The 25165-nt window shown below is 38.6% G+C and carries 26 protein-coding genes, 2 tRNA genes and 1 pseudogene; 12 read left to right on the forward strand and 17 right to left on the reverse strand.

The window, feature by feature from the left end:
• Window positions 1–329: 329 nt before the first annotated feature.
• On the forward strand, window positions 330–2129 hold the full coding sequence (gene argS, locus Q9Q86_RS12095) for an arginine--tRNA ligase (RefSeq protein WP_112987646.1): 1800 nt from the start codon (window positions 330–332) through the stop codon (window positions 2127–2129).
• Window positions 2130–2364: 235 nt separating this feature from the next.
• The gene (locus tag Q9Q86_RS12100) at window positions 2365–2973 is read left to right on the forward strand and encodes an SPOR domain-containing protein (protein ID WP_112987645.1); all 609 of its coding nucleotides are present in this window, start codon (window positions 2365–2367) and stop codon (window positions 2971–2973) included.
• A 69-nt stretch (window positions 2974–3042) separates the two neighbouring features.
• Here Q9Q86_RS12100 and Q9Q86_RS12105 read toward each other — a convergent pair whose 3' ends face one another.
• From Q9Q86_RS12105 to guaA, 7 genes and pseudogenes are all read right to left on the reverse strand, one after another.
• Window positions 3043–3696, reverse strand: coding sequence for a glutathione S-transferase family protein (locus tag Q9Q86_RS12105; protein WP_004905585.1), 654 nt, complete (start codon window positions 3694–3696; stop codon window positions 3043–3045).
• A gap of 97 nt (window positions 3697–3793) precedes the next feature.
• Window positions 3794–4192 (reverse strand): OsmC family protein, encoded by a 399-nt coding sequence (locus Q9Q86_RS12110; protein ID WP_112987644.1) that lies wholly within the window; start codon window positions 4190–4192, stop codon window positions 3794–3796.
• Window positions 4189–5136 carry a pirin family protein gene (locus Q9Q86_RS12115; protein ID WP_112987643.1) on the reverse strand — a complete coding sequence of 316 codons (948 nt, stop codon included), beginning with the start codon at window positions 5134–5136 and terminating at the stop codon, window positions 4189–4191. The genes Q9Q86_RS12110 and Q9Q86_RS12115 overlap by 4 nt, the downstream gene beginning before the upstream one ends.
• Before the next feature lie 229 nt (window positions 5137–5365).
• Window positions 5366–5806: pseudogene (locus tag Q9Q86_RS12120) on the reverse strand (restriction endonuclease); the annotation flags it as partial.
• 33 nt (window positions 5807–5839) lie between these two features.
• Window positions 5840–6868, reverse strand: coding sequence for a transposase (locus Q9Q86_RS12125; protein ID WP_305156051.1), 1029 nt, complete (start codon window positions 6866–6868; stop codon window positions 5840–5842).
• A gap of 53 nt (window positions 6869–6921) precedes the next feature.
• Complete coding sequence (locus tag Q9Q86_RS12130) at window positions 6922–7386, reverse strand: winged helix-turn-helix domain-containing protein (protein WP_112987663.1); 465 nt, start codon at window positions 7384–7386, stop codon at window positions 6922–6924.
• Window positions 7387–7473: 87 nt separating this feature from the next.
• Window positions 7474–9042: a glutamine-hydrolyzing GMP synthase gene (guaA, locus tag Q9Q86_RS12135; RefSeq protein WP_004905594.1), complete on the reverse strand. Its 1569-nt coding sequence runs from the start codon at window positions 9040–9042 to the stop codon at window positions 7474–7476.
• Window positions 9043–9478: 436 nt separating this feature from the next.
• Here guaA and Q9Q86_RS12140 point away from each other — a divergent pair, with 436 nt between their 5' ends.
• Both Q9Q86_RS12140 and Q9Q86_RS12145 read left to right on the forward strand, forming a co-directional pair.
• Window positions 9479–10705: a DUF445 family protein gene (locus Q9Q86_RS12140; RefSeq protein WP_171293809.1), complete on the forward strand. Its 1227-nt coding sequence runs from the start codon at window positions 9479–9481 to the stop codon at window positions 10703–10705.
• A 130-nt stretch (window positions 10706–10835) separates the two neighbouring features.
• Window positions 10836–11990 carry an IS4 family transposase gene (locus Q9Q86_RS12145; RefSeq protein WP_192596769.1) on the forward strand — a complete coding sequence of 385 codons (1155 nt, stop codon included), beginning with the start codon at window positions 10836–10838 and terminating at the stop codon, window positions 11988–11990.
• A 37-nt stretch (window positions 11991–12027) separates the two neighbouring features.
• On the opposite strand, the gene Q9Q86_RS12150 is transcribed toward Q9Q86_RS12145, so the two are convergent.
• Both Q9Q86_RS12150 and Q9Q86_RS12155 read right to left on the reverse strand, forming a co-directional pair.
• Window positions 12028–12399: a NirD/YgiW/YdeI family stress tolerance protein gene (locus Q9Q86_RS12150; RefSeq protein WP_112987638.1), complete on the reverse strand. Its 372-nt coding sequence runs from the start codon at window positions 12397–12399 to the stop codon at window positions 12028–12030.
• A gap of 139 nt (window positions 12400–12538) precedes the next feature.
• Window positions 12539–12961, reverse strand: coding sequence for a DoxX family protein (locus Q9Q86_RS12155; RefSeq protein ID WP_112987639.1), 423 nt, complete (start codon window positions 12959–12961; stop codon window positions 12539–12541).
• A 238-nt stretch (window positions 12962–13199) separates the two neighbouring features.
• On the opposite strand from Q9Q86_RS12155, the gene Q9Q86_RS12160 reads away from it, so the two are divergent.
• Complete coding sequence (locus Q9Q86_RS12160; protein ID WP_112987640.1) at window positions 13200–13838, forward strand: DedA family protein; 639 nt, start codon at window positions 13200–13202, stop codon at window positions 13836–13838.
• 16 nt (window positions 13839–13854) lie between these two features.
• On the opposite strand, the gene Q9Q86_RS12165 is transcribed toward Q9Q86_RS12160, so the two are convergent.
• The 5 genes from Q9Q86_RS12165 to Q9Q86_RS12185 form a co-directional block, all read right to left on the reverse strand.
• Entirely contained in the window at window positions 13855–14445 is a 591-nt protein-coding gene (locus Q9Q86_RS12165; RefSeq protein WP_112987641.1) for a LysE family translocator, read from the reverse strand.
• Between the two features lie 209 nt (window positions 14446–14654).
• Window positions 14655–15044 carry a hypothetical protein gene (locus Q9Q86_RS12170; protein ID WP_004956592.1) on the reverse strand — a complete coding sequence of 130 codons (390 nt, stop codon included), beginning with the start codon at window positions 15042–15044 and terminating at the stop codon, window positions 14655–14657.
• Window positions 15045–15053: 9 nt separating this feature from the next.
• Entirely contained in the window at window positions 15054–15896 is an 843-nt protein-coding gene (locus tag Q9Q86_RS12175; protein WP_004905614.1) for a ParA family protein, read from the reverse strand.
• A gap of 81 nt (window positions 15897–15977) precedes the next feature.
• Complete coding sequence (locus Q9Q86_RS12180) at window positions 15978–16373, reverse strand: SirB2 family protein (protein ID WP_004905615.1); 396 nt, start codon at window positions 16371–16373, stop codon at window positions 15978–15980.
• A gap of 9 nt (window positions 16374–16382) precedes the next feature.
• A complete protein-coding gene (locus tag Q9Q86_RS12185; protein WP_112987642.1) occupies window positions 16383–16691 on the reverse strand; it encodes a BolA family transcriptional regulator in 309 nt (102 codons plus the stop codon).
• Window positions 16692–16930: 239 nt separating this feature from the next.
• On the opposite strand from Q9Q86_RS12185, the gene Q9Q86_RS12190 reads away from it, so the two are divergent.
• Window positions 16931–17006: transfer RNA gene (locus Q9Q86_RS12190), tRNA-Gly, on the forward strand.
• A gap of 45 nt (window positions 17007–17051) precedes the next feature.
• A tRNA-Gly gene (locus Q9Q86_RS12195) sits at window positions 17052–17127 on the forward strand.
• Window positions 17128–17461: 334 nt separating this feature from the next.
• Here Q9Q86_RS12195 and Q9Q86_RS12200 read toward each other — a convergent pair.
• Window positions 17462–17689, reverse strand: a complete 228-nt coding sequence (locus tag Q9Q86_RS12200) for a helix-turn-helix transcriptional regulator (protein WP_112986527.1) — start codon at window positions 17687–17689, stop codon at window positions 17462–17464.
• Between the two features lie 112 nt (window positions 17690–17801).
• Here Q9Q86_RS12200 and Q9Q86_RS12205 point away from each other — a divergent pair, with 112 nt between their 5' ends.
• The 5 genes from Q9Q86_RS12205 to Q9Q86_RS12225 all read left to right on the forward strand — a co-directional run bounded on the left by Q9Q86_RS12205 (window position 17802) and on the right by Q9Q86_RS12225 (window position 20821).
• Window positions 17802–18011 carry a hypothetical protein gene (locus tag Q9Q86_RS12205; RefSeq protein ID WP_000122748.1) on the forward strand — a complete coding sequence of 70 codons (210 nt, stop codon included), beginning with the start codon at window positions 17802–17804 and terminating at the stop codon, window positions 18009–18011.
• Window positions 18012–18030: 19 nt separating this feature from the next.
• Window positions 18031–19212 (forward strand): site-specific integrase, encoded by a 1182-nt coding sequence (locus Q9Q86_RS12210; RefSeq protein WP_112986528.1) that lies wholly within the window; start codon window positions 18031–18033, stop codon window positions 19210–19212.
• Entirely contained in the window at window positions 19205–19456 is a 252-nt protein-coding gene (locus tag Q9Q86_RS12215) for a hypothetical protein (protein WP_001084945.1), read from the forward strand. The genes Q9Q86_RS12210 and Q9Q86_RS12215 overlap by 8 nt, the downstream gene beginning before the upstream one ends.
• Before the next feature lie 65 nt (window positions 19457–19521).
• Window positions 19522–20064, forward strand: coding sequence for a DUF1376 domain-containing protein (locus Q9Q86_RS12220; RefSeq protein WP_112986529.1), 543 nt, complete (start codon window positions 19522–19524; stop codon window positions 20062–20064).
• A 10-nt stretch (window positions 20065–20074) separates the two neighbouring features.
• Window positions 20075–20821 carry an ATP-binding protein gene (locus Q9Q86_RS12225; RefSeq protein WP_112986530.1) on the forward strand — a complete coding sequence of 249 codons (747 nt, stop codon included), beginning with the start codon at window positions 20075–20077 and terminating at the stop codon, window positions 20819–20821.
• A gap of 186 nt (window positions 20822–21007) precedes the next feature.
• On the opposite strand, the gene Q9Q86_RS12230 is transcribed toward Q9Q86_RS12225, so the two are convergent.
• Both Q9Q86_RS12230 and Q9Q86_RS12235 read right to left on the reverse strand, forming a co-directional pair.
• Window positions 21008–21931: a hypothetical protein gene (locus Q9Q86_RS12230; protein WP_077165048.1), complete on the reverse strand. Its 924-nt coding sequence runs from the start codon at window positions 21929–21931 to the stop codon at window positions 21008–21010.
• A gap of 50 nt (window positions 21932–21981) precedes the next feature.
• Window positions 21982–25152 carry a type III restriction-modification system endonuclease gene (locus tag Q9Q86_RS12235; protein ID WP_112986531.1) on the reverse strand — a complete coding sequence of 1057 codons (3171 nt, stop codon included), beginning with the start codon at window positions 25150–25152 and terminating at the stop codon, window positions 21982–21984.
• Window positions 25153–25165: the final 13 nt, after the last annotated feature.

Here is a 25165-nt window from a genome sequence, read left to right on the forward strand (position 1 = left end):
CGACATACAAGAGATATTTCATAATATTTTCATACAATTATAATTATATTGTGATCATTAATAGTTATCAGTAAATCTTATGCACATAAATTTTTATGTTATCAGCCATTTCACAATTAAATAATATGAAACTCTTGAACACTTGATCCAATCCACATTCATTCAAATCAGAAATTACCAATCAAACTAAAAGCTGAGATTCAATGAACCTCTCATTCACACAGGTCATTACTTAACTAAAATTATTCACTCAGCCGCCAAATGTCTCCCCTAACAGGGGCGAAATTTGCTATATTTAGCGTTTTTCCGCGACATTTATTTCGGTAACTATGAATACGGCAATACAATCAGCTCTTGATCATGCGGTGCAATCCCTTCAACAACAAGGGGTACTTCCTTCAGATTGGACAAACACGAGCCATTTAACCCGTACTAAAGACCGAAGTCACGGTGACTTTGCTTCGAATATTGCGATGATTGGCTCGAAAGCTGCAGGTATGAAACCTCGTGATCTTGCTGAAAAAATCCTAGCAGCACTTCCAGAAGTTGCTGATATTAGTAAAGCAGAAATTGCTGGTCCAGGATTCATTAACTTCTTTCTAAATGCTGATCAACGCTTTGCTGTGCTCGACCAAATTCAAGCACAAAAAGATCAATATGGTCGTAGCCAAGTGAACGCTGCGAAAAAAATCCAAGTTGAGTTTGTATCAGCAAACCCTACTTCTAGCCTACATGTTGGGCATGGTCGTGGTGCTGCTTATGGCATGACTGTTGCGAATCTTTTAGAAGCAACAGGTGCACAAGTTGACCGTGAATACTATGTCAATGATGCAGGTCGCCAAATGGATATTTTGGCAACATCAACTTATTTACGTTATTTAGAATTGACTGGGCAAACGCTTGTTTTCCCTAAAAATGCCTATCAAGGCGACTATGTTAAAGAAATCGCACAAAGCATTATAGATAAAGATGGCGATGCACACGTTCGTCCAGTTGCAGATATCTACAAAGATGTTCCAGAAGACGTTCAATATGCAGAAGAATTAGACGCTGATGGCAACAAAGTTGTGCTCTCTGGGGATAAAGAAAAGCATATTGATGGTTTAATTGCGAATTCTCAACAGCATTTAGGTGAAGGCTATCGCGTTTTCCACCAAGCGGCTTTGCATGCCATTTTAGATGATATTAAAGACGACCTCGCAGACTTTGGTGTGACCTTTGATCAATGGTTTAGTGAAGCATCATTGGCTGATAAAATTGATGAAGCACTTGCAACACTTGATCAACGCGGTTTCCTATACGAAAAAGATGGCAATATCTGGTTTAAATCAACTGAATTTGGTGATGAAAAAGATCGTGTTGTGAAACGTCGTAACGGTCAAACCACTTATTTTGCATCCGACATTGCTTATCATTTGAATAAATTACAACGTGGTTATACTGACTTAATTGATATTTGGGGTTCAGACCATCATGGTTATATCTCACGTGTCAAAGCAGCAATTGACGCGATGGGCTATGACTCGAAGAAATTGACTGTACTTTTAGTTCAGTTCGTGAGTTTGTGGCGTGGCGGTGAGATGGTACAAATGTCATCTCGTTCAGGTCAGTTCGTCACATTGCGTGATCTACGTAAAGAAGTTGGGAATGATGCGGCACGCTTCTATTACGTGATGCGTAAATCTGAGCAACATATTGATTTTGACTTAGACCTCGCAGTTTCGCAAAGCAAAGACAATGCGGTGTATTACATCCAATATGCGCATGCACGTGTAAACAGTATTGTCAATCGTGCTAAAGAAAAAGGCATTGTATTTGACGCTACGAATGCACGACAGTTTGCTAATCTATTAACCTTAGAGACAGAAACAGAAATCCTCGCGAAATTAGCAGCTTATCCTGAAATTGTTGTACGAGCTGCAAATGTTTGCGAACCACATCAAATTGGTAACTATCTCAAAGATTTGGCTGCACTATTCCATGGTTGGTATGCACAAGATGGTGTGAAATTTGTAGATGAAACAAATACCTCATTGTCTCAAGCACGCTTACTGCTCTCAACGAATGTACAGCAAGTGTTACGTAATGGTTTAGAGTTATTGGGCGTATCTGCACCAGACTCAATGTAATCTAAACAACGTTATAATTAATAGATGCAAGCAAAGTTCGCTTTGCTTGCTTTATTATTTATATCGTTTAAGTTTAACAAATGAGAGATTCATATTCACTTTACAGAAAAAAACACTATCTTAGGTTTTATCTGATAAATAATAAGGTGAATAACGCATTATTTTTGAACATAATGCTTTGTTTATTCAATGATTCACGTTACAAATAACATAATAGGATCAAGAGGAATTTCAGGTGTTTGGAAAAACGCAACGTGGTGTATCTGAACGACCAAATAAACCCAAAAAACCACTCATACCTAAGTGGCTCGGTATGCTTGTAGCCATTTTGGCGATTCTATGTGTAGCGGTTATGTTGATGCTATGGAAACCATGGCAACCTGTACCTGCTAAAATTCAGGTGACATCAGAGCATTATCAAGAAGAAGATACCAACAAAGACTATCGCTTCTATGATCTGCTCCCTCAACAACAAGTCACTCCAATTCCTGAACAAGCTGTTCCTGAAACCAAACAGCAAGGTAATGTCGTGATTATTGAATCCCCAGCCGCAGAGACGACAAACGCTGATGCGTCAGGAGGAATTACGCCAAGTGAGCAAACAGCTCCTGCTCAAGCCACTTATATTTTACAAGTGAGAAGCTATCCAGATCCTGATAGTGCCGATGCACGACGTGCCGAAATTATTTTGAATGGTTTATCGGCAGATGTAGTCAAAACTGTTGAGAATGGTCAAACATGGTATCGTGTTTTTTCAGGACCATACGATAGCCAAGATGCCGCTTTAGCAGCACAACAAACACTTCAAAATAGTGGTATTGATTCGATTGTCATCAAACGTTGATCGGCAAAATATCAAATAGAAAAGGAACGCTTGATCGTTCCTTTTTTATTTAAAGCAAGATGATTTGAACTAGCCACACTCAGATTCTAAACTTTTCTGTTCAGCACGTTGAAATGCTGCGCGCTCTTGTATTCGCTGTACAAAGGCTTGAATATTTGGGTATTTCCCATGTAGACGTTTTTGTAACGCAATCAATGGGAACGCCATTTGAATATCAGCAAATGAAAACTCACCTGCAAAATAATCATGCTCAGACAGATATTGTTCTAAATACAGAATATGTTCTTTTACACGAGGACGAATAAAACCACCTTTTACGCCATCTGTGATTTTCTCAGCAATTGGACGAATCACCCACGGTACATGCTTACTAACATTGTTCATGACTAAAGTCATCACCAAAAGCGGCATCAAAGAACCTTCTGCATAATGCATCCAATAGTCATATTGTCTTTGATCTTTCGCTTGTTGGGGTTTGAACTGCTGAAGTCGATCATATTGTTGCTGCAAATAATCCAAAATCACTGCCGATTCAACAATCACATCACCATCATCTACCAAGATAGGTGCTTTGCCGAGAGGATGTATGTTTTTAAGGATTTCTGGTGCTGCGTAACTGGCTGACCTTTGATAAAACTCTACTTGGTAGTCCACACCAAGCTCCTCTAACGCCCACAGTATTCGAAACGAACGGGAGCATTGCAGATAATGTAAGGTAATCATTTTGTGTGCCTGCTTGTGCTACGCAACTGTTGTTTTTTATCCCTCTAACAGTTGCGTTTAGAATTATGTTTTGCCCAAGCACAATAGCACTAAAGCCTTAAAGAATCACGGTCTGAATGTCTAAACTGCGTAACAAAGTTTTAGTGACAGGTGTCTTGCTACAGACATTGAGAAGTTTTTCTTTTAGCTCTGGTGAAACAGGTTGCTTAAAGGTGACACGACGTTCAATTCGCTCCTGTTGTTCACGATTAGTATAAAAATCCACCTCAACCGTAAACTCACCTAAGTCTATTTCTTTATGTTGAGCATACATGCGCAAGGTGATCATGGTACATGATGCTAGGCTAGCTGTAAGAAAATCATATGGTGCGGGACCTGTGTCATGTCCACCGAAAGATTCAGGCTTATCTGTCAAAAATTGATGCGTTCCACTAGCCACTTCCCCTTTCCACGGTTCAGGTAAAGTTAGAACTTTTGCACTTGCGATAACACTCATTTTGAAGCCCTCATTTGATCAGGTAGCGTTGGTGCTTCCAAGCGTTTGCCTTGATAATCTGGAATCTCACCAAAGCGTACATCATGGTTAATCCAGTCTTCACGTGCTTGCTCCAAGTCTTCCATCGTGCGTCCTACGAAGTTCCACCACAACAAAATAGGTGATTCAAAAGGTTCACCGCCAATGAGAAGCACTCGATTACCAGATTTGATTTCAACTTCGATTTCCGTCAAACCTGTTTCTAAAACCACCATATTATCAGCAGTTAATTCATGTCCGTTCACACGAGCTGTGCCATCAAGCGCCATGAAAGCATATTCAAATGCTGGATTGAGTGGTATACGCGTTTTAGTATCCGCTTGAGCTGTTAGATCAACACCAACTAAAGGTGTATGTACTTGAACTGGAGAAAGAGTATTGAGGAAGTCACCGACTAAAACTGTAAATTCAACTTGATCTTTAACCACAACAGGAAGTTCTGGGTAATGCTCAAAGTTAGGCTCCATATTGCGCTTGTTATCAGGAAGAGCAATCCACAACTGTGCAGCATGCATTTGAGTTTCAGTATCAGGCGCGACCTCTGTATGAGAAATACCACGTCCAGCTGTCATTAAGTTTACTTGTTTTGGACGAATAAGCTGTTTTGAACCCAAGCTATCGGTATGCATCATAGTGCCTTCAATCATCCATGTAAAGGTTTGCAAACCAATATGAGGATGTGGCCCAACATCTAACCCATCTCCAGCTGGAAAGCTGACTGGCCCTGCATGATCTAGAAAGCACCAAGCACCAACTAAACGTTTTTGGCGGCTTGGTAATGCACGTTTAATCGTTGTCCCTTTTCCAATCTCTGCTGAACGGATCGTAAAATCTTGAATAAACTGATTAATATAAGTTTCACAGTCTTTTGAATCAGAAATGTTGTAATCGTTATTATTACTCATGATGTCGCTCTCTTTTACCTATGCTGTTGCAATGAGTTGTTCTGATGATCTTAGCAATTCAAGCATGAATCAATATAGTGTTTTGGTAATACGCTGAGTGTTATCTTTGGGACAATATTTATTTGGGTATACATATGCAAATAAATAGCTCTTAAAAGATTAACCCGTTAGGTCAGGTGGCTTAACTTAAATAAAAAAGTCTCCGACAAACCCGGTACGGTTCACACTCTTAAAAATTATCTTCATCAAAGCGATCTTGATCTATTTTATATATATGAAAACTTCGTTCTATTTGAACACCTAATCCGAATTCAATCATTAATGAAGTTAGCTTACTACCATCAATCAATACAATTCCTGATTTCTTAGCCGATTCAACTGCTTCCTTGCTAAAATTCGAAGTCGTGATGAACACACCTTTTTTAGCGACCTGATCAGCTAATGCACCTTTGAATTGTTGAATATCAGGACGACCCACAGTATTTTCCCATCGCTTAGCTTGAATATAAATCTTATCTAATCCCAAACGATCTTCACTAATAACTCCATCAATCCCACCATCATTTGTTTTCCCAATCGCTTGTGCAGCATCTTGATGTGAACCGCCATATCCCATAGCTACTAAAAGATCGACAACGAGTTGTTCAAAAAATCTTGGGGAATTTTTTTTAATTTTATCTAATAATTTAGGACTTACGCACTATTATTTATAGATTCTCTGTGGTAGCAGATGATTTTTATCGAGAATAAAGTCATCAATGAAGTTTTTGATCATTGGTCTAAATAATTTCTTCTGCCAACGATATATATTTTCAAAGATCCGCTCAAACTGGTTCTTTTGTATCTCAACGTAGGCCATCAAGGCTGAAAAAATATGATTCAAAATCAGTTTAGATCGTCTTACTTGAAACTTTTCAATATGACAAACCTGTTTAATCACCCGGTGATATTGCTCTATTTTCCAATGACTTGAATGTAATTCATGAAATCCCTCAAAGGACAATAAATCATCTTCATCTTGATGCACAATATAAAACCTCTGCTGTTCTTTTAACTGAGTCTTAAATAATTGTACAAAGCCAAAATCTTTGAGCCAGACTACTTGACCCTGATGGAAATCTGGCAATAAACGCAGTTGAAACCATTGTCCTTTTTCTGGGGAAACCTTACGGTTACAGTCGATACCAAACATAAATCGAATACCATATTTTCTTATGGTTTTTAGATTTCCAGTCGATGAATACCAACTATCACCTGTAATAAATTGAATCTTTGCACCCCAACTGAGTACTTCACTTAACATATCCATAAAGTAATCATTCTTGGTTTTACTTTCAGATTTGTCATAAATTCGGAAATTAATTGGAATATTTTGACCATTTTGATCTGTCGCATACAAGGTAATCAGATTAATACCCTTGACGGATCGGTGGTGTTTGCCTGACCAAAAATAGCTAACGAAGTCCATATGTTGACTATATGGTTTATCTAAAACAGTATCATCAATACTGACTATAAGTTTGTTATTATCAATATGTTGAATTGATTCTTGATATAGGTCGTGAGGTGTGTAATCTTCACGCTCTAGAAAGCGATTTACACTATCATGCGAGATATTATAAGTCTCGGCAAGTTGTGTGCAGCTAATAGAGTTCGGTTCTGTCATGAGAAAGCCCATATAAATGGGTAGAGTACAAGTTGCTGTAGAAGCATGTTTAATTCGTCTGATCACAGATACTTTATAAAGTATTTTAGTACTTTTTTGAATCCGTCAATGCGTAAGTCCTATAATTCATCTTTTAATGACTCTTTAAGCTGCTTCGATGCGACTTCAATACTTTCCTCTGGGGTCTGTTCATTTTGATTCACTATCGCTGATTGATAGACTCCCCCATTTTCCACCACTTTTCCTGATTTAAAAGCTACAAAACTCTCAAATTGATTTAAAAAATTATTATCAATAATTCTTAAATTGGATAGATCTATTGAATTTCCTAATTCACTGATTTGACAGAATGCTCTTTTAGGCTGCTCAATTAACCCAGCTTTTAATAAATAAGTTTTTGCCCAACTTAGTCTATCGCTAAACATATTCAAACCACTAGGCAGCCGCTGTGCTAGATCTTCATCTGTTAATGAGAGTTGAATTGCCAATGTATTTTTAATATCAGCAATAGTTACAGCTTCTGTTTGCATCTTTAAATATTTCAGCATAGGAAGTGTGAGTTCATGATATTTGGGTACAGGCATTTTGATTGTCTTAAAGTGCTATTTTTATACATATTAAAATAAAAAAGAGCGCCTAAGCGCTCTTTTTTTTTAATTTTCTTTGGAAAATTATTCCCATTCGATCGTTGCTGGTGGCTTAGATGACACGTCATAAACTACACGTGAAACATCTTTGATTTCATTCATGATACGAGTAGAGATTTTATCAACCAACTCGTATGGCAAGTGAGCGAAACGCGCTGTCATAAAGTCAACAGTCTCAACCGCACGAAGTGCAATCACCCATGCATAACGGCGACCATCACCCACAACACCCACTGATTTCACAGGTTGGAATACCGCAAATGCTTGAGCAGTTTTGTCATACCAACCACTCGCACGAAGTTCTTGCATAAAGATGTCATCAGCAAGACGTAGAATATCTGCATATTCTTTTTTCACTTCACCCAAGATACGCACGCCTAAACCCGGACCTGGGAATGGATGACGATAAATCATGCTATGAGGTAAACCTAAAGTTGTACCTAATTTACGTACTTCATCTTTGAATAAGTCACGTAATGGCTCAACAAGATCAAAAGCTAAATCTTCTGGTAAACCACCTACGTTGTGGTGTGATTTGATGACGTGTGCTTTACCTTGTTTGCTTGCAGCAGATTCGATTACGTCAGGATAAATCGTACCTTGTGCCAAGAATTTTACGCCATCAAGTTTACGAGCTTCTTCTGCGAATACTTCGATAAACTCACGACCAATGATTTTACGTTTTTTCTCAGGATCAACTTCACCCGCTAACGCAGTCAAGAAACGCTCTTCTGCATCTGCACGGATCACACGAATACCCATGTTCTCTGCGAACATCTGCATAACTTGATCACCTTCGTTTAAACGAAGTAAACCATTATCTACAAATACACACGTTAACTGATCGCCAATCGCTTTATGCAACAATGCTGCGACTACAGATGAATCAACACCACCTGATAAACCTAAAAGAACTTTTTCATCGCCGATTTGTTTACGTAATTGTTCTACACGTAAATCAATGATGTGCTCAGGTGTCCAAAGACCACGACAACCACAAATTTTATGAACAAAGTTAGAAAGTAATTCTTCACCTTTCGCAGTGTGAGTCACTTCAGGGTGGAATTGAACGCCATAGAAACGACGTGTTTCATCACTTACAGCAGCAAAAGGACAGCTTGGTGTGCTTGCAGTAACTTGGAAACCTTCAGGAATCGCGCTTACTTTATCACCATGACTCATCCAAACATGCAGCTGGTTCTCACGATCTTGCAAGTTACCAATTAACTGGTCACGTACCAAGATATCAACTTCTGCATAACCAAATTCGTGAACTGTACCTGGCTCTACCTTTCCACCAAGTTGTTCCGACATGGTTTGTAAACCATAACAAATACCCAAAACTGGCACGCCTAATTCAAACACGATTTGAGGTGCTCGTGGGCTACCCTCTTCATGTACACTCTCAGGGCCACCTGACAAAATAATCCCGTTTGGATTAAATGCACGAATATCTTCTTCAGACATGTCAAATGCATACATTTCAGAATAGACACCCGCTTCACGTACACGACGTGCAATCAGCTGGCTATATTGAGAGCCGAAATCCAAAATAAGGATACGATCTTCAGTAATTTGAGTATTGGTCGTCATGGGATAATCATAAAGGCAAATGAATTAAGCGCCACATTCTAACATTTTTCACGCTTTGGCGCATCGCAATTCATCATCTATCTTATTTTTTAGCTTTACTTGCTAATCCCTGCTGAAATTTAAACTAAAATTTCACAACTTTTTGCCTATTTTAGAGAGTTAAATCAACAATTCTTGCCAACTCTGCTCAACACAAAGCAAAAATTGGTGCTAAGATGATGAACTGAAAAAAGCATTACCATGGAAAGGTATTCAATAGATCTCATCGTTTCCTTTTTATGTGAATGCGATGTCCTTGATAAAAGGAAAAATTAAAAGAATCTAAAGATATTGGTGTACCACCAATGTCCTAAAACATTTCATTATCATCTATGGCTTGTCTTGTCATAAGGCAACAATTAGGACTTGAAGGACCAATACAATAATGTTTCAAGAAATGATTGCAGATTTTCAACAGAATTTCTGGTTATATATTTCAATCCCTTTTATTAGTGGCTTTATTGGCTATGTAACAAAAGTGATTGCGATTCAAATGATGTTCTCACCACTTGAGTTTAAGGGGTTAAGATTATTTGGTCTTCCTATTGGCTGGCAAGGTATCGTTCCTCGCAAAGCTGAAAAAATGGCAACCACTGCCGTTGAATTGATGACCTCAAAACTGATCAAACCTGAAGAAATATTTGCACGACTCGATCCGAAACGCATCGCAAAAGAAATTGAAAAACCGCTCATGGCAGCCGCTGAAGACATCACTCGTGAAGTTGCTCAGCAATACCAACCTGGTTTATGGGAAGGGATGCCAGAGTTTGCTCGTCAAAAACTGATCAAACGTGTCCAAACCAAAGCACCTGAAATCGTTGAACATATCATGAGTGAAGTACAGCGTGATGTGTCTAAATACTTCGATATCAAACACATGGTTGTCAACAACCTACTCAAAGATAAACGCCTCCTCAATGAAATCTTTAAAAAAGTCGGCAAACTAGAATTTAAATTCTTTAGTAATGTCGGCTTTGTTTTTGGATTCGCGATTGGTGTCGTACAAATGCTTTGTTGGATTGTGACACAAGGAAAATATCCTTGGATGCTTCCAATGTTTGGTGGTTTTGTCGGTTTCTTTAGTGACTGGATCGCATTACAAATGATGTTTAGACCTTTGTACCCGAAAAAAATCATGGGTTACACATGGCAAGGACTATTCATTAAACGTCAAAATGAAGTGGCTGCGGATTACGCTGCATTAATCTCGAAACAGTTACTCACCTCTCGTAACATGATGGAAGAGCTTTTTTCAGGAACTCACTCAGACAAGGTAATTGAACTGGTAAGCCGCCATGTAAAACAAGAAATTGATTTACAAGCAGGTATTGTTCGCCCATTGGTGGTGTACGCGATTGGCGGCGAGAAGTATCAAAGCCTGAAAGCTGAAGTTGCTGAGCGTATTTTAAAACAGCTGCCAGATACGATGCGTTATGTTGAATCTTATGCTGAAGATGCAATGAATGTTCGTAATACCTTAGTTGATCGTATGCAACGCCTCAGCCCTGAAGAATTTGAAGGTATGTTACGTCCAGCATTCAAAGAAGATGAATGGTCATTGATTATCGTCGGTGCTGTGCTCGGTTTCCTCGTCGGGGAAATGCAAATCCACTTTATGCTCTAAGATTTTTATCAAATTTAAAAGGAAGCTAAGGCCACTGCTGTCCCATAGTTTGCTTTAAATAAAAAAACCTGAGTCTAAATAGTTAAAATATGAGTGCAAACAAACACTTTAACTATAAAGGACTCAGGTTTTGTCACATCAGAATACCGTATTTCATCAATTACTCAAACCCATTCTAAGACAAGATTTTGAACGTCTGGCTAAACTGCACCACTCTGGGCAAAAATTAAGATCAGCCACCCGCTGGGATCAGTTTGTTGCCATATTGATGTCCCAACTTTCTTGTCGGCAAAGCTTAAGAGACATTCAATCCAATCTCGAATCCCAGCAGGAAAAGCTCTATCATCTTGGCGCGAAGAGAATTGCGCGAAGCACCTTAGCAAGACTCAACGAAGAACAGCCCGCCAGCCTGTATCAGCAATTGTTCACACAGCTGCTTCAGCGCTGTGAAAACTCTAAAACTGCACATAAATTTAGATTCAAAAATCCGCTGTATTCACTAGATGCCAGTCATATTGATCTTTCACTGTCATTGTGCGCATGGGCAAAAGTGCATGAATCCAAAGCCAGTATTAAACTCAGTGTTGGCTTAAATCACAGCAATACCATTCCTGAATTTGTAGCACTTGGGGATGGTATTGAAAATGATATGGTGCAAGGCAGAGCATTTAAATTTCCTGCTGGCAGCATTATCGTCTTTGATAAAGGATATGTTGATTATCAATGGTTTGCTCAGTTGACACTTCAGAACGTCAGCTTTGTAACCCGGCTACGCCCAAAGATGGTTTATCAAGTTAAATCAAGCCGCAGCGTATTAGCGACTAAAGGGATTATTGCGGATGAATGTATTGAATTGAGTAGTGCGCATGCCAAGAAAAGAGGCGCACCTGAATTATTAAGACGTATAGAGTTTTATGATACAGATAAGAAAAGAACATTCGAATTTCTGAGCAACAACTTTCATCTGGCAGCATCCACCATTGCTGCAATTTATAAAGACCGCTGGAAGATTGAGTTATTCTTTAAAGCCATCAAGCAGAATTTAAAACTGAAGTCATTTCTAGGTCGAAGCCGCAATGCGATACAAACGCAAATATGGATTGCATTAATTGCCTATTTGCTGGTGAACTTCGCTAAACACATGGCACAAGAAGGATGGAGTGTTCAGCGTTTACTGAGAATTATTCAGGTCAATTTATTTGAAAGGAAACTTTTAAGGTCACTCTTTGTGCCTGATAAAAAATGGCGAAAACAAGAAGAACCTCAATTGAGGTTCTTCTTGTGATATTTGTGGGACAGCAGTGAGCTAAGGCTTCCTTTTTTTATTGATGTCCGTATTTCTCAATTTTGATTACTTCAATATCCGTAGATTTATATCGATGTGTATCAACCTCAACGATTAAACGTACAGAATCACCAACACTTAAACGTGCTTGCTGCCATAAATCATCATCAATTTCTACAACAATGCTGCCACTCTGATCTTGAAATTCATAATGATCACTGTGTAAATGTTTGCTAATTCTTCCTGTGAGCGTCACACCAGTTTCATCTGCATATTTGACGATATCCCTAACCAGCACACTATTTTGAGCTGCTTCCTTCAACAGTACAGCATCTTGTTTCCCAGCCCATGTGTGGCTTGCAGCTATTGATAAAAGACCGATCATTAAACCTAAGCTTATTGTTCTCATTGATTCATTCCAAACAATTTAATCCTTTAATATTCAAACAAATTTCGATAAACAGTGAGATCATTTTTTGTAATAAACGGTAAATTCAAAGGATGTAAAAAAGCCCCATCAAAAGTGGGGCTTTTTTGAAACTGATTGTTTATTTTTCAATTGCGTGATCTAAACTCAGACGACCTGCACCATAAAGTATTAAGTAAAATAATCCGCCCGCCATTGCCAAGTTTTTCATAAAGTTGATCTGTTGCATTTGATCATCTGTGCCATGGAAGATGAATGCAGTAATAATACTAAACACTCCCAAACCCAAAGCAGCTAAACGAGCTTGGAAACCGAATAACAGAGCTAATCCACCACCAAACTCAACCAAGATTGTGATCGGTAATAATGCCGCTGGAACTCCCATCGACTCCATATAGCCAGCTGTAGCACCATATGCGGTCAATTTACCCCATCCAGCAATAATGAAGATATAGGCCATTAAAATACGAGCAATTAAAGTCACTGTATTTTCTACGCCAGATTGCGTTACGATATTTTTTACAACGACATTAGGATTAAACATAATCAATTCCACACTGTTTGTTTTTTAACTTAACACCAGTTTATGTATCTTCCTATTTGCAATAAACATCATATTTATTAATACATCGTTCCATTTTAAGAACAATAATGACTAATTTAACAGCAATTCGTTATGCTTTGCATCATTAAGTAAAGTTACTAATTAATTTGCTTTTCTTACTGACATTAGACAGACGCACTGCTAGGATTTAGCTCAAATTTATAGTGTTAAAGCCTTCATGGAACTCATTGATTTTATTCTGCACGTTGACGAACACCTTTTAGAGTTTATTAAGAATTATGGTGTCTGGATTTATGCCATTCTCTTTTTGATTATTTTTGTCGAAACGGGTTTAGTGGTGATGCCATTTCTGCCAGGCGATAGTTTGTTATTCGCGGCAGGTGCGCTAGCAGCATCAACTGGTGCAATGGATCCTTGGGTTCTCGGTGTCTTGTTGTTTATCGCTGCAGTTCTTGGTGACACTGTCAATTATCATATCGGACGATACATAGGTCCTCGTGTATTTGAAATGAACTTGCGTTTCATCAATAAACAGCACTTGTTTAAGACTCAAGAATTTTTTGAGCGTCATGGTGGGAAAACCATTATCTTCGCACGTTTCGTGCCATTTGCACGTACCTTCGCGCCATTTGTAGCTGGTACAGGCAGCATGAACTATAAATACTTCCTAACTTATAATGTGGTGGGGGCGTTCTGTTGGATCGCATCATTCATTACTTTGGGTTATTTATTTGGAAATATGCCAATCGTGAAAGATAATTTTACGCACTTAATTTTCGGTATCATTATTATCAGTATCTTACCGGGTGTAATTGGTTTTCTACGTCAGAAAATGCAAAGCATTAAAGGAAAATAATGCTCTGCCCCATTGATTAAAAGAAACGAAAAATCATTGGTAAGGTACAAATAATCAATAACATAGCCGATCCTTTATACAAGTGATCGGCTTTGATTCCTACCAAACTACCAGCCAATAATGCACTCCCAAAGATCATCCAAAAGATTGATACTGGTATTAACACTAAGCTAAACACTGCGAAAACCAATAATGCATTTTCAACGGAGTCCCATGTTTCTCTTGGGAAAATTCCTGCTGCCAATAACAATGTTTTAGGATTCTTTAGACTTGAAACAAATAGTCGAGGAGTTTTAATTTGTTGATGATGCTGATTATATTTTTGAAGATGTGAACTTTTCCATAAATGAAATGCTAGCCATAAAACATAGGCAACACTACAAACATGCAAAATGATGATTAAAGCAGGCCAAATTGGGTCAAAAAGATGGATAAATAACGCCCACAATCCGATCCCATAGATATAACCTAGCCACTCTACAGGTATATATGACAACGTTTTCAGCACGCCTTGTTGATGTGTTGAACTGGCTAATAAAGCATTCGTCGGCCCTGGAATGAGTAACACTGCGATCATCGCCAAAACAAAAAACCAACTCTCAATCATATAGATACCAACTGACTCAACATGCTCGCCACCTTATACGAAATTCGCTGCGACAAACAAGTTTTATGGGAAAAATGAACAATTTGAAATGAAGAAAATTGAAGATAAAATCAATTAAGGCATTGTTATATATATTTTTTTAATGAAACATTTTGCTAAACTTTAATTGAGCATCACCAGCATAAACACCAGTGATGCACATATGAAGATTAAGAATTTGCACGCTGTTTGACAATAATTGGGCAACCTTTAAACTTCGCAGCCTGAACAATTGCATCTTGTTGGCCCAGTACATTCGCAAGCTCAGTATTTTTGGTGTTCATCGACTGCCCCATATTGACTGAGATCGAAGGCCCAAAGCCCCAACCACCTTTACCCCAGCCACCGCCTAGTCCAACTCCCACCCCTACGCCTGTGCGCTTCGGTGTTTGTACACCATTATCGATGTAATGCTGAATACGATTGTATTCTGCTTGTAGTTGCTGACAGTTTAATGACTGATATTGCGTTGGAGATACATAAGCAGGTTTAACCGTCGATGCACATGCACCGAGAAATAAGGTTGTTGCCAAAACTGGCAACCAATATAAACGCTTCATAAGCTTCTCTTATTTTTTTGCTTCAATCTCATTGAATAAAGTGACATAAGCAAGCGTCAATTTATGTTCAGCTGCGAGATGAACCAAAGGTAAATTCTTCTGATGTGATTCTTTCATCAAAACTGATGGCGGCAGCATACTTTCAAGTACAGGCAAACCATCATCTTTCAATTGTTGAACCACTTCACGTGGTAATTTTGCTTGAGCTTGATATTGATTGACCACAATACCTTCAATCTCTAAGCGATCATTATGATCATCTTGGGTTTCGATCACATTTTCAATCAAAGTTTGTAACGCACGTTTAGAGAAAACATCACAATCAAATGGAATTAATACACGATCTGCTGCAATTAATGCGGATAAAGTAAAGAAATTGAATGCAGGTGGTGTATCAATAAAAATACGATCATAACGTGCACTAAGCGATTGAATTGAATCACGTAATTTATAAATTTTATGTTTGCTTTCTAATGCGTGTTCTAATGAACCTAGACTTGGGCTGGCAGGAATGACATCTAAATTTTCAAATGACGAACGATGTACATAACTTTCGAGCCCTTTACCACGTGGGGCTTTCAAAATAGAACCAATTGCATTACCAATCAGTCCTTTTTGTTGTGTTGTACCTAAGACATCTTCAAAGAAGTTCTCAATGTTTGGCTCTAATGCTGTTTTATCAGCAGAATATGTCGCATCTTCACCCAAAAGGTATTGGCTCGAATTTGCCTGTGGATCAAGATCAATAACTAAGGTTCTTAGACCTTGTTTAGCACTGATTGCTGCCAAATTGACTGTGATACTTGATTTTCCCACACCACCTTTTTGGTTAAATACCACACGAGTTAACATGATTTCCCTCTACAAGATTTTTTGTAAACTGCACGCAGTTTAACCTAGTGCTAAAACAATTACTAAAACAATGTCAAACAATCATGCAAAAACTGGCTTGATCATAACTAAGCCCAGAATACCCACTAAGGCCACTGTTCCGATCAATAAACCAGCACGACGTTGAACCAAAAGCACCGTATCATCTTTTTTATACATTTTGATCATCGAAGACCACAGTACAAAAAATAGGATGACTTTGGCATAGAACCACGGCTCGACTTGGAAGTTCTTCATATAAACCAGCACAGCACCCGTAACAATAATTAAAGTTAACGATAAATGCTGTAACCCTACGATCGCTTTACTTGAACTAGTATTTGGCTGTTGATTATCTCGCAATCCAATAAACAAAGTTGCTGCTCGAGCGACAAATACTAGAATGAGCAAACTCACCGCTGACATATGGATAATTTTGGTAATTAAATGCGCGTCCATAGTCGATTCCTAGTTTTTTGGTGCATGGGCACATTCAGGACTTGCTGGTGCTTGTCCTTGCCATTCTGAAGGGATATAAGCATGTATAGCTAAGGCGTGAATTTTCCCAGGACTCATCAGTTCCGCAGCAACCGCATAAATTTTCTGATGACGTTGCACGAGACGTAAACCTTGAAACTCTTCACTAACCACCACAACCTTAAAATGGGATTCTTTACCTGGAAAGTATCCACCATGACCTGAAGATTCATTGATAACTTCAAGCTGAGTTGGGTTTAACGTGTTTAAGCGCTCAATTAACTGTTGTTCTAAGTTCATCATTCACTCTGTAAATCAGATTGAGATAGTGCATTGATTATACATAACTACTTGCATGAGGTCTGTGATGATTTCGGAGATACAAACGCAGAGTATCTGGGCAAAATAGATTAAAACTTCGCCTCTAAAGGTGAGTTTTTCGGTATTTTCAAGATAAATGCTTTTATTTTATGCAATTAAGCAAAAACTTTGCATAAAGTTGTTGACCCTTGTTTTGCTTAATGTATTATAGCTGGCACGCGGGAATAGCTCAGTTGGTAGAGCATAACCTTGCCAAGGTTGGGGTCGCGAGTTCGAGTCTCGTTTCCCGCTCCAGATTGGTTTTTTTAAGTGTAAGTTTTAGTAAAAACTGCTCAATATGCGGGAATAGCTCAGTTGGTAGAGCATAACCTTGCCAAGGTTGGGGTCGCGAGTTCGAGTCTCGTTTCCCGCTCCAAATTTAAAAGGCCCTATTCGAAAGATTAGGGCTTTTTTCTTGTTGATTTTATTATATTTTTGAAAATTCCGCCTTCCTTTGTGATTCAATTCAATAAAAAATATTCTTAATGTAATTTGTATTTTGTGACCAAGATGTGACCATGGCGTGCCCACGACAATAAAAATGGTCTTAATTGATCTCAAATGCTCTCATTCCATCTCTACTTTTTAGCCCTCTCAGAGCTTTTTTGGCTGTAAAAAACACCTAACTCTTTTCAAAGCACAGTGTTTTTTACCAATCGTTCAATAATTTGTGACCATTTCACTTTTTGATGTGACCATTTGTGACCAAACTAACCATTATCATTTTGATTATTATCAATTTTCTTAAAAATCAATAAATCACCCACTCCCACATCTAATGCAATACAAATTTTATCAATGGTTTCAAAATCAATCCGTACAGATTCATCATTATAAAGTTTGTGCAAAGTAGATTTATTAATTCCAGTACTTCTTACCAAATCAGCAACCTTAAGTTTCCTTTCTGCTAATAAAACTGCCAAGTTTGAAATAATCATAAAATTTCCTACTTAAATCATAAAAAGTACTTGCAACAACATAAAAATATGATAATTTATGTCTTAGGAATAATTTTTCCTAGTTACCTAGTAAAAAATATGAGGCTCTATTATGTCATATACCTATCTCACAGCCCAGCAACTGGCTGAAAAAATCCAGTACGACGCTCGTACTATTCGCAACCAGCTAAAGGACAGTGTCTTTATCGAAGGTGTTCACTACATCCGTCCTTTTGGTGGCCGCAAAATTCTTTTTGTTTGGGAACGCATTGAAACTGAAATGCTTAAATTCACTGGTTTAAGCATGGATGCCCTGCAATAAGGCTTAGGAGGTTTAACTGATGGCTACCATCCGGGAACGAAGTGGCAAACTGATTGCCGATTTTCGCTACATGGGCATTCGTTGCAGAGAAACAACTAGTCTTGAAGACAATGCCTATAATCGTCGTATTTTGAAAAAACGTCTCGAGCAGCTGGAGGCGGAAATTACTTTGGGAACTTTTGAATACGAAAAGTACTTTCCAAAAAGTAACCGTGTTGAGGAGTTTAAGGAAAAAAGAAGTCAGCAAATTGCTGTACAGACCAAAGTTCCTCTTTTTAAAGAGTTTACTGAATTGTGGTTAAAGCAGAAACAAGTTGAATGGAGAACCTCATACCAGCAAAAGGTTTCAATTGTGATCAAAAACTATTTGATTCCTGCTTTTGGTAATCAGGTTCTCTCGAAAATCAAGAAGTCAGACTTGCTGAACTTCCGTGCCTCTCTCGCCAAAGTGACTCACGGAAAAAATCAGACAAGTCTGAAAGCATCGAGAATCAATCAAATCATGACGCCTTTACGTATGATACTCAATGATGCGGCTGAACGATACGAGTTTGAGTCGCCTTATAAAAATATTAACAATCTGAAGGAAAGCAAGATTGAAGTCACACCTTTTTCTCTGGAAGAGGTGCATAAAATTCTTACCACAGTGCGTGAAGACTTTCGCCCCTATTACACCATTCGCTTTTTTACGGGTATGCGTACCAGTGAAATCGATGGTCTGCAATGGAAAAATATCGACTTACAGCGTCGTGAAATCCATATCAGAGAAGCGTTAGTGAATGGTGTGCTTGGTGGAACCAAAACTTATGGTTCTGACCGCACGATCCAGATGAATGACCGCGTTTACCAAGCCTTTCTGCAACAGAAAAGCTTAAATAACGGTAAATCAGAGTTTGTTTTCTGCAATCGTGATGGTGGACCTCTCGATTACCGTCTGGTGAATAAACGTGTCTGGCATCCGATCTTGCGCTTTCTAGGATTGAAGTCTAGAAGAGCCTACCAAACACGTCATACAGCCGCAACGCTCTGGCTGTCGGCAGGAGAAAATCCGGAATGGATCGCACGTCAATTGGGACATTCAACCACTGAAATGTTGTTCCGGGTCTATAGCCGTTACATCCCCAATGTTACGCGCCGCGATGGCAGTGCATTTGAAGCCATGCTGGAAAAACTAAATACAGAGGAGCTTGCACATGAATAGTAAAGCTTTCTTTGGTGGTGTGGTCGTCAGTCCTGAAGCAGATATGGTCGCTCGTGAATTAATCCATGAGCTACACATTCCCAAACTGCACAATCTGGCCTTTTTGCTGGAAATCAATAAATGCTTCGATGATCACCAAGCATTGAGACTCTGGTTACAGCGAATGCTGGATGAAGGACAAGCTCATTACGATGACTTGGCTCAACAGGCCCGTCTCCGCTTGATGAGTCTCGCTCACTCATAAAACAAACATAAAAGGTCATCAAATCGATGACCTTAGCCCCTTTATACCTATAAAAAGGTCAACATATGAATAAAGATATTTCAATTTGGATGCCACTCTATATTGGCGACCTACAGGCGAAATTTGCACGAATGACAGCAGAACAAATTGGTGCGGCACTGCTGTTAATGATGGATTTCTGGAAAAATGGTGCCATTCCTCACGACCTAGCTACTGTATGTAGCATCACGAAATTACCGCAGCACACCAAGGCTAAAACTTTGTTAAATACGCTGATGGCCCTAGAATTGTTTGAAGTCGAGTCTGAGCAGATTCATTCAAATTTCTTAAGCAGTTTAAAAAGCCAGGCATTGCAAAATCAGCAAATGAAATCTGATAAAGCTAAAAATGCAGCTCAAGCACGTTGGGGGAAATCCGCTAGTAATGCTCAAGCATCAACCAAGCAACGAAAAGTAAATGCTCAAGCAACTCCTGAGAAGAGCTCGAGTATTACTCAAGCCATGCTTGAATCATGCCCTTCATCTTCATCTTCATCTTCATCTTCATCTTCATCTTCAAATTTTGAAGAAAAAAATGAGAATTTTTTAGAAAATTCAAAGTGGATTTAGGAGATGAGTCATGAATACGATGCTTAAAACACTTCAGTTTCGCGCAGAAACAACGGAAACACTTTGCGCTACCCATCATATACCCCTGATGGAAATTGCAGGTCACAGGCTCTGTAAATTGTGTGCCAAAGAAACCGTCCATCACTCAAATGCAGCCTATGAGGATGGACTGCAACAGCGATTGCTAGAACAGAAAATCAAAAACTCAGGGCTCAATAAACGCTATCTGGACCGTGGCTTCAAGAATTTTGTAGTTGCATGCCCTGCACAAGAAAATACCATCAAGCTATGTCAGGCCTTTGCACAGCAAATTATTTCTAACCACAACCCGAACATGTTGATGATTGGTACACCGGGTACAGGTAAAACCCATCTGAGTGCATCAATTATTCGCAACATTCTGCATAACAGTACAAAATCTGCACGCTACTATACCAGCGCAGAAATTGCTCAAAAAATGATGGATACTTGGTCAGATACTTCACGCTCTGAGAAAGAAGTCATCGACCATTTCTCCAGTTTTGATTTATTGGTGATAGACGAATATGGCCTGCATGACCGGCATGAAAAACGCCTAGAGATGGTACATAAGGTTCTATATAGCCGTTATGACAATATGAAATCTACCCTGCTGATTTCCAATTTCACAGTCCAAAATATGCAGCGAGATTTAGGTGTCCGATTATGGTCACGATTACATGAAAACAATTTGATTGTAGTACCGTGTTATTGGGATGATCGACGAATAACCAAATAATACGACTCTTTACTTAAGCCAATTATCTTGCTGAGATGATTGGCTTTTATAATTAGATTTTTCAAAATTGCATTAATCGCATATTCTTATTAAATGGACAGATATTCTTATTTGAAGCTGAACACCCGTTCTTATTTTACATGGACACCTCAGAAAATTAACTCTTAGATAAATTTCCATGAATTGTTAGAGTATACCTGTACCTGTCTGATGCTTTAATAAAGCTGCCAATTGTGAACCTGATTTTAGCTTCTCTGTATAAGGGCAACCTTGGTCATTAGGTGCCCAATGTGGACATCTTAGATAATATTGATCTAACAACCCAATACCATTCTTTTTCTTTTGTAAAACCATCGGTTCAGCATGCATTGGGCAACAAACAACGCTAATACCTTGCTTTTTATTCTTTAAATCAGACTGTAAATCATCCATACGCTCTATAATACTTTCAGACGTATGATGATCCTGAATAATAATATTAAAGTCTTGAGCTGAAAGACTAAATTCAGGTGCGGATGTATCTGTCATTAATGCTAAGTCTTGTCGAGATAAATTTTCACGATATTCACATAAACGAACCTGCTTATTCTTAAAATACCAACCTGTACACCCCCAATAGAAATCTTGTGGATTAACATAAACTAAATTACGTGCCCACTGCAATTTCATAGGTCTTTGACATTTAGGGCATGTCTTTGCCATGGTATCTGCAAAAGCATTCCACTGAAGAACATGTGTTGTTTCTAGATCAATATCAACTTTATGAATATTATTTTCATTCTGTTGAAATCTATCAGCAGCAATAATTTGACTATCACTTTTAATGCCTTGTTTTAGAAAATTTCTTTCCTCATCAAGCTCATACAGTCTTTTACGTTGTTGTTCAGTAATACGTCCTGCTTCATTCAATTTTCTACGCAAAAATTGAATTTCTTGATTAAGCTCATGTATTTGATCTTGTTTTTTGTCTCGTTCATCGTAGACAGTCTTTGTCACGATTTCTTTTGCCGTGAAATAGGTTTTGACTGTAGAAACGACTTCAGAAACTACGCTCACTGCTGCACTGAATAAAGACCCAATGCCAGAAAACAACATATCAAAAAAGCCCATAATTTCCTCGTAAAAGAAAGTCTATGACTTAGTCATAGACTTTCGATTGCTTATTTCACTAAGTTCATCAAACTGCTAAAACTATCAATCACCGAATAATGAACTACCTCCTCCAACGATTGATTTTCTTGATTTAAAGTAGCGAAGAACTTTTTAGCACTGTCAATTTTACGTTTCTCTTTTTCCCTTAGGTCACTGTCTAGCATTGAGCCTTTAGTTTCTGCAACGAAATAGATTTGACGTACTTTATCCTTATTGAAAGCAATTGCCCAATCAGGGTTATAGCTACCAAAAGGCGTAGGGATCTGAAAACGATCAGGGAGTTTTGCATAAACAACAACTTCTTCTGCACCATCCAGCTCCTCAACAAATTTACGCTCATTATCAGAATCAGTGACGACATAATCCCAAATATGCCGCTCTGCCTTAAACGCCTGTAATGGAATATTCTCATTACTGACAAAAATTTCATTGTCAGGATAAGTGCTATCTAAAGGGTTGTATTTCAGTCCTTGAATGACCATTTTTGCTTGCTGTTCGTTGATGATACGACTCATTTCACGAATGAAAGCTTCTGGATTCAACTTAAACTGTGCAAATACCGCAGCGTTAATTCCCTGTAAGATACGGGCAACCGTTTTACGAGTGAGATTGGTATCATCGGCAATATTGCCAATTAGGTCATAGGTCACTTGAGACTGAATAGAAATATTCGCAACCTCAGTTTTTGAAGTCACCTTCCCAAACATTTCTTTGGCTTTGACTTGCTCATAGGTGGATTCATCATTCTGCGTTGCTTCAGCAAGTTTATAACTCAGCGTTTCCACAAATTTGTTGTTACGCTCTTTAGCCGTACGTTCAATAGCACTAATGCTTTGCTCAATGAGTTTTTCAGAATCTAAATGAATTTGATAAACGGCTTTTCGATTAATTCGAGACCATAAAGCCTGAAACTCTTTACGTTCTAAATTGGCTTGATTGATGTTATTGGTCAGCTTCTTATTGCCATCGTCTGCAATGCCTTCCAGAGCTTTAGGATCAAACAGCCCATCAATCAGCTTGTGAATTTGCTCAGTATAAGCCACTAAACTTTCAGGCAATTCAGCCAGCGTGCCTTGATCTTTCGCTTCGTGATACTTTGGCGTTAACTGATCATTGTCATCAATATAATCGTGCTTAGACAGATGCTTATTAATCTGCTTTGCCATTAATTCAGTGACTTCAACACTAGACCCATCGGATAACTTAAAGATTTTCCCTTTAAAGTAATCAGGGGTCGCTTGTGTCGGGCGATTCTGAATCGTATTCAGAATTTCTGATTGTAGATTCGACACAAACTCTTTGTAACTTTCATTGGTCACAACTGTGAGATTATTCAGTTTATGAATTTCTCCTAATGCCCCTTGGAAATGGTTGGCATCCATACGTTCGCCAAATTTATTCACTGCAAGGCGCATACCACGGCCAACTTCTTGGCGACGAGAAATTACATTATCTGAATGCTTTAAAGTACAGATCACAAACACGTTCGGGTTATCCCAACCTTCTCGTAACGCTGAGTGAGAGAAAATAAAACGAGTTGGCTCTTCAAAGGAAAGTAGGCGTTCTTTATCTTTTAAAATCAGGTCATAAGCGTCTGTATCATTGGATACCTGAGCTTCTTCAGCTTTCTTATCAATTGCTGGATTGGCAAGACGTTTTGATTTCTTATCAATTGAGAAATAACCGTTGTGAGTACGGTCTACCTCAATTGCTTTCAGATAGTCAAAATATGGGTCATTTTCTAAGTTTAGATCCAGAACTTCATTGAGTACCTGTTGATACTGTTCCTTGAAAATTTGAACGTATTCGCCATCTACAGGATTATTATCCTCATCATATTGACGATATTTTGCCACTTCATCAATGAAGAAAAGACTCAAGACTTTAATACCTTGATTATATAACTGACGCTCTTTTTGAATGTGTGCCCGAATCGTTTCACGGATCTGAATGGTTCGCATGATCTTTTCATCAACATGCCCCAATGCTTCACCCACATGAATTTTTGTGCCATTCAAGAAAGTTACAGAGTTATCACGTGCATCAATGTCTGAGACGACATAACGGTCATTGTATTGTTCAGCTTTATTGGAAATATCGTAAAGGTTATCGCCTTTACTAACCTTTCTGACTTCACGTTTAAAACCATTCTTTGTTTCTATCTCAATTTCCAAGCGAGCGACAGGTGCAGATTTAGATACGATGATGTCCTGTAAGTATAAATAACCATGTGTACCCGTTAAGCCTTGTACTTCCACACCTTTTACAGTGATTTTTTTCACCAGTTTTTGGTTATAGGCATCCAAAGCATCCAAACGGTAAACAAGGTTATAATTGCGCTTATGTGTCGCGGAATAGCGCAGAATAAACAATGGGTTGAAGTTAGATAAAGACTCTAGGGTTTTATCCGCCCCCATCTTTTGCGGTTCATCTAAGATCAAAATTGGACGGTTACGACTAATCACATCAATGGGACGACGGGATTGGAATTCATCTAGTTCATCATAAATACGACGGTTATCTTTACCTGTCGCATTGAATGCTTGAACGTTAATGACCATGACATTGATACCACCATTCGAGCTAAAGCTTTCCAAATGGTGTAATGCTTTGGAATCATAGATAAAGAAACGGGCCTTTTTGCCGTATTGCTCTTGAAAGTGATCAGCCATCATATTCAGGCTTTTGTAAACGCCCTCACGAATGGCAATGCTTGGTACGACCACAATAAATTTAGACCAGCCATACTGCTTATGCAGTTCAAACATGGTACGGATATAACAATAGGTCTTACCTGTACCTGTTTCCATTTCAATATCAAGGTTTAATGGACTTTTGGTCAGGTTCTTGCCTTTGCCATTATCATCCGTGATGAGTTGAGATGATCTTTGTAATCCACTTGCTGCTTGGACGTCCTGAATGTTTTTCAGTACAGCTTGTAGATCAAAAATATGGGCATTCTCAAAACCAACATCTGCAATCACTTTTTTAGGCTTACCACCTTGTAAATCCAAGGTTTCTTCAAGCATATCACCCTGTGCAGTTGCTTTTTTAACTTTAGCTACACCTTGGTCGATCATATAGCGATGACCTTCAGACCGTGGCTGTCCTTTAAAGCAATCCACAATTGCCTGTACAGAGTCTTTCTGATAACCGAGAGTTTTAAAACGGATTTCCATTGCCTAAACCCTC

The organism is Acinetobacter sp. A22 (genome assembly GCF_030913345.1).
Taxonomy (GTDB): Bacteria; Pseudomonadota; Gammaproteobacteria; order Pseudomonadales; family Moraxellaceae; genus Acinetobacter; species Acinetobacter junii.

Bases quoted from the DNA above. Each gene is read 5' to 3' on its own strand.
- Q9Q86_RS12155 (WP_112987639.1), bottom strand. From the start codon at position 12,961: ATGTTTAATCCTAATGTCGTTGTAAAAAATATCGTAACGCAATCTGGC.
- Q9Q86_RS12225 (WP_112986530.1), top strand. From the start codon at position 20,075: ATGAATACGATGCTTAAAACACTTCAGTTTCGCGCAGAAACAACGGAA.
- guaA (WP_004905594.1), bottom strand. From the start codon at position 9,042: ATGACGACCAATACTCAAATTACTGAAGATCGTATCCTTATTTTGGAT.
- Q9Q86_RS12165 (WP_112987641.1), bottom strand. From the start codon at position 14,445: ATGATTGAGAGTTGGTTTTTTGTTTTGGCGATGATCGCAGTGTTACTC.
- Q9Q86_RS12205 (WP_000122748.1), top strand. From the start codon at position 17,802: ATGTCATATACCTATCTCACAGCCCAGCAACTGGCTGAAAAAATCCAG.
- Q9Q86_RS12115 (WP_112987643.1), bottom strand. From the start codon at position 5,136: ATGAGTAATAATAACGATTACAACATTTCTGATTCAAAAGACTGTGAA.
- Q9Q86_RS12200 (WP_112986527.1), bottom strand. From the start codon at position 17,689: ATGATTATTTCAAACTTGGCAGTTTTATTAGCAGAAAGGAAACTTAAG.
- Q9Q86_RS12210 (WP_112986528.1), top strand. From the start codon at position 18,031: ATGGCTACCATCCGGGAACGAAGTGGCAAACTGATTGCCGATTTTCGC.
- Q9Q86_RS12220 (WP_112986529.1), top strand. From the start codon at position 19,522: ATGAATAAAGATATTTCAATTTGGATGCCACTCTATATTGGCGACCTA.
- Q9Q86_RS12180 (WP_004905615.1), bottom strand. From the start codon at position 16,373: ATGGACGCGCATTTAATTACCAAAATTATCCATATGTCAGCGGTGAGT.
- Q9Q86_RS12150 (WP_112987638.1), bottom strand. From the start codon at position 12,399: ATGAGAACAATAAGCTTAGGTTTAATGATCGGTCTTTTATCAATAGCT.
- Q9Q86_RS12215 (WP_001084945.1), top strand. From the start codon at position 19,205: ATGAATAGTAAAGCTTTCTTTGGTGGTGTGGTCGTCAGTCCTGAAGCA.
- Q9Q86_RS12230 (WP_077165048.1), bottom strand. From the start codon at position 21,931: ATGGGCTTTTTTGATATGTTGTTTTCTGGCATTGGGTCTTTATTCAGT.
- argS (WP_112987646.1), top strand. From the start codon at position 330: ATGAATACGGCAATACAATCAGCTCTTGATCATGCGGTGCAATCCCTT.
- Q9Q86_RS12130 (WP_112987663.1), bottom strand. From the start codon at position 7,386: ATGCCTGTACCCAAATATCATGAACTCACACTTCCTATGCTGAAATAT.
- Q9Q86_RS12140 (WP_171293809.1), top strand. From the start codon at position 9,479: ATGATTGCAGATTTTCAACAGAATTTCTGGTTATATATTTCAATCCCT.
- Q9Q86_RS12110 (WP_112987644.1), bottom strand. From the start codon at position 4,192: ATGAGTGTTATCGCAAGTGCAAAAGTTCTAACTTTACCTGAACCGTGG.
- Q9Q86_RS12175 (WP_004905614.1), bottom strand. From the start codon at position 15,896: ATGTTAACTCGTGTGGTATTTAACCAAAAAGGTGGTGTGGGAAAATCA.
- Q9Q86_RS12170 (WP_004956592.1), bottom strand. From the start codon at position 15,044: ATGAAGCGTTTATATTGGTTGCCAGTTTTGGCAACAACCTTATTTCTC.
- Q9Q86_RS12160 (WP_112987640.1), top strand. From the start codon at position 13,200: ATGGAACTCATTGATTTTATTCTGCACGTTGACGAACACCTTTTAGAG.
- Q9Q86_RS12185 (WP_112987642.1), bottom strand. From the start codon at position 16,691: ATGAACTTAGAACAACAGTTAATTGAGCGCTTAAACACGTTAAACCCA.
- Q9Q86_RS12105 (WP_004905585.1), bottom strand. From the start codon at position 3,696: ATGATTACCTTACATTATCTGCAATGCTCCCGTTCGTTTCGAATACTG.
- Q9Q86_RS12235 (WP_112986531.1), bottom strand. From the start codon at position 25,152: ATGGAAATCCGTTTTAAAACTCTCGGTTATCAGAAAGACTCTGTACAG.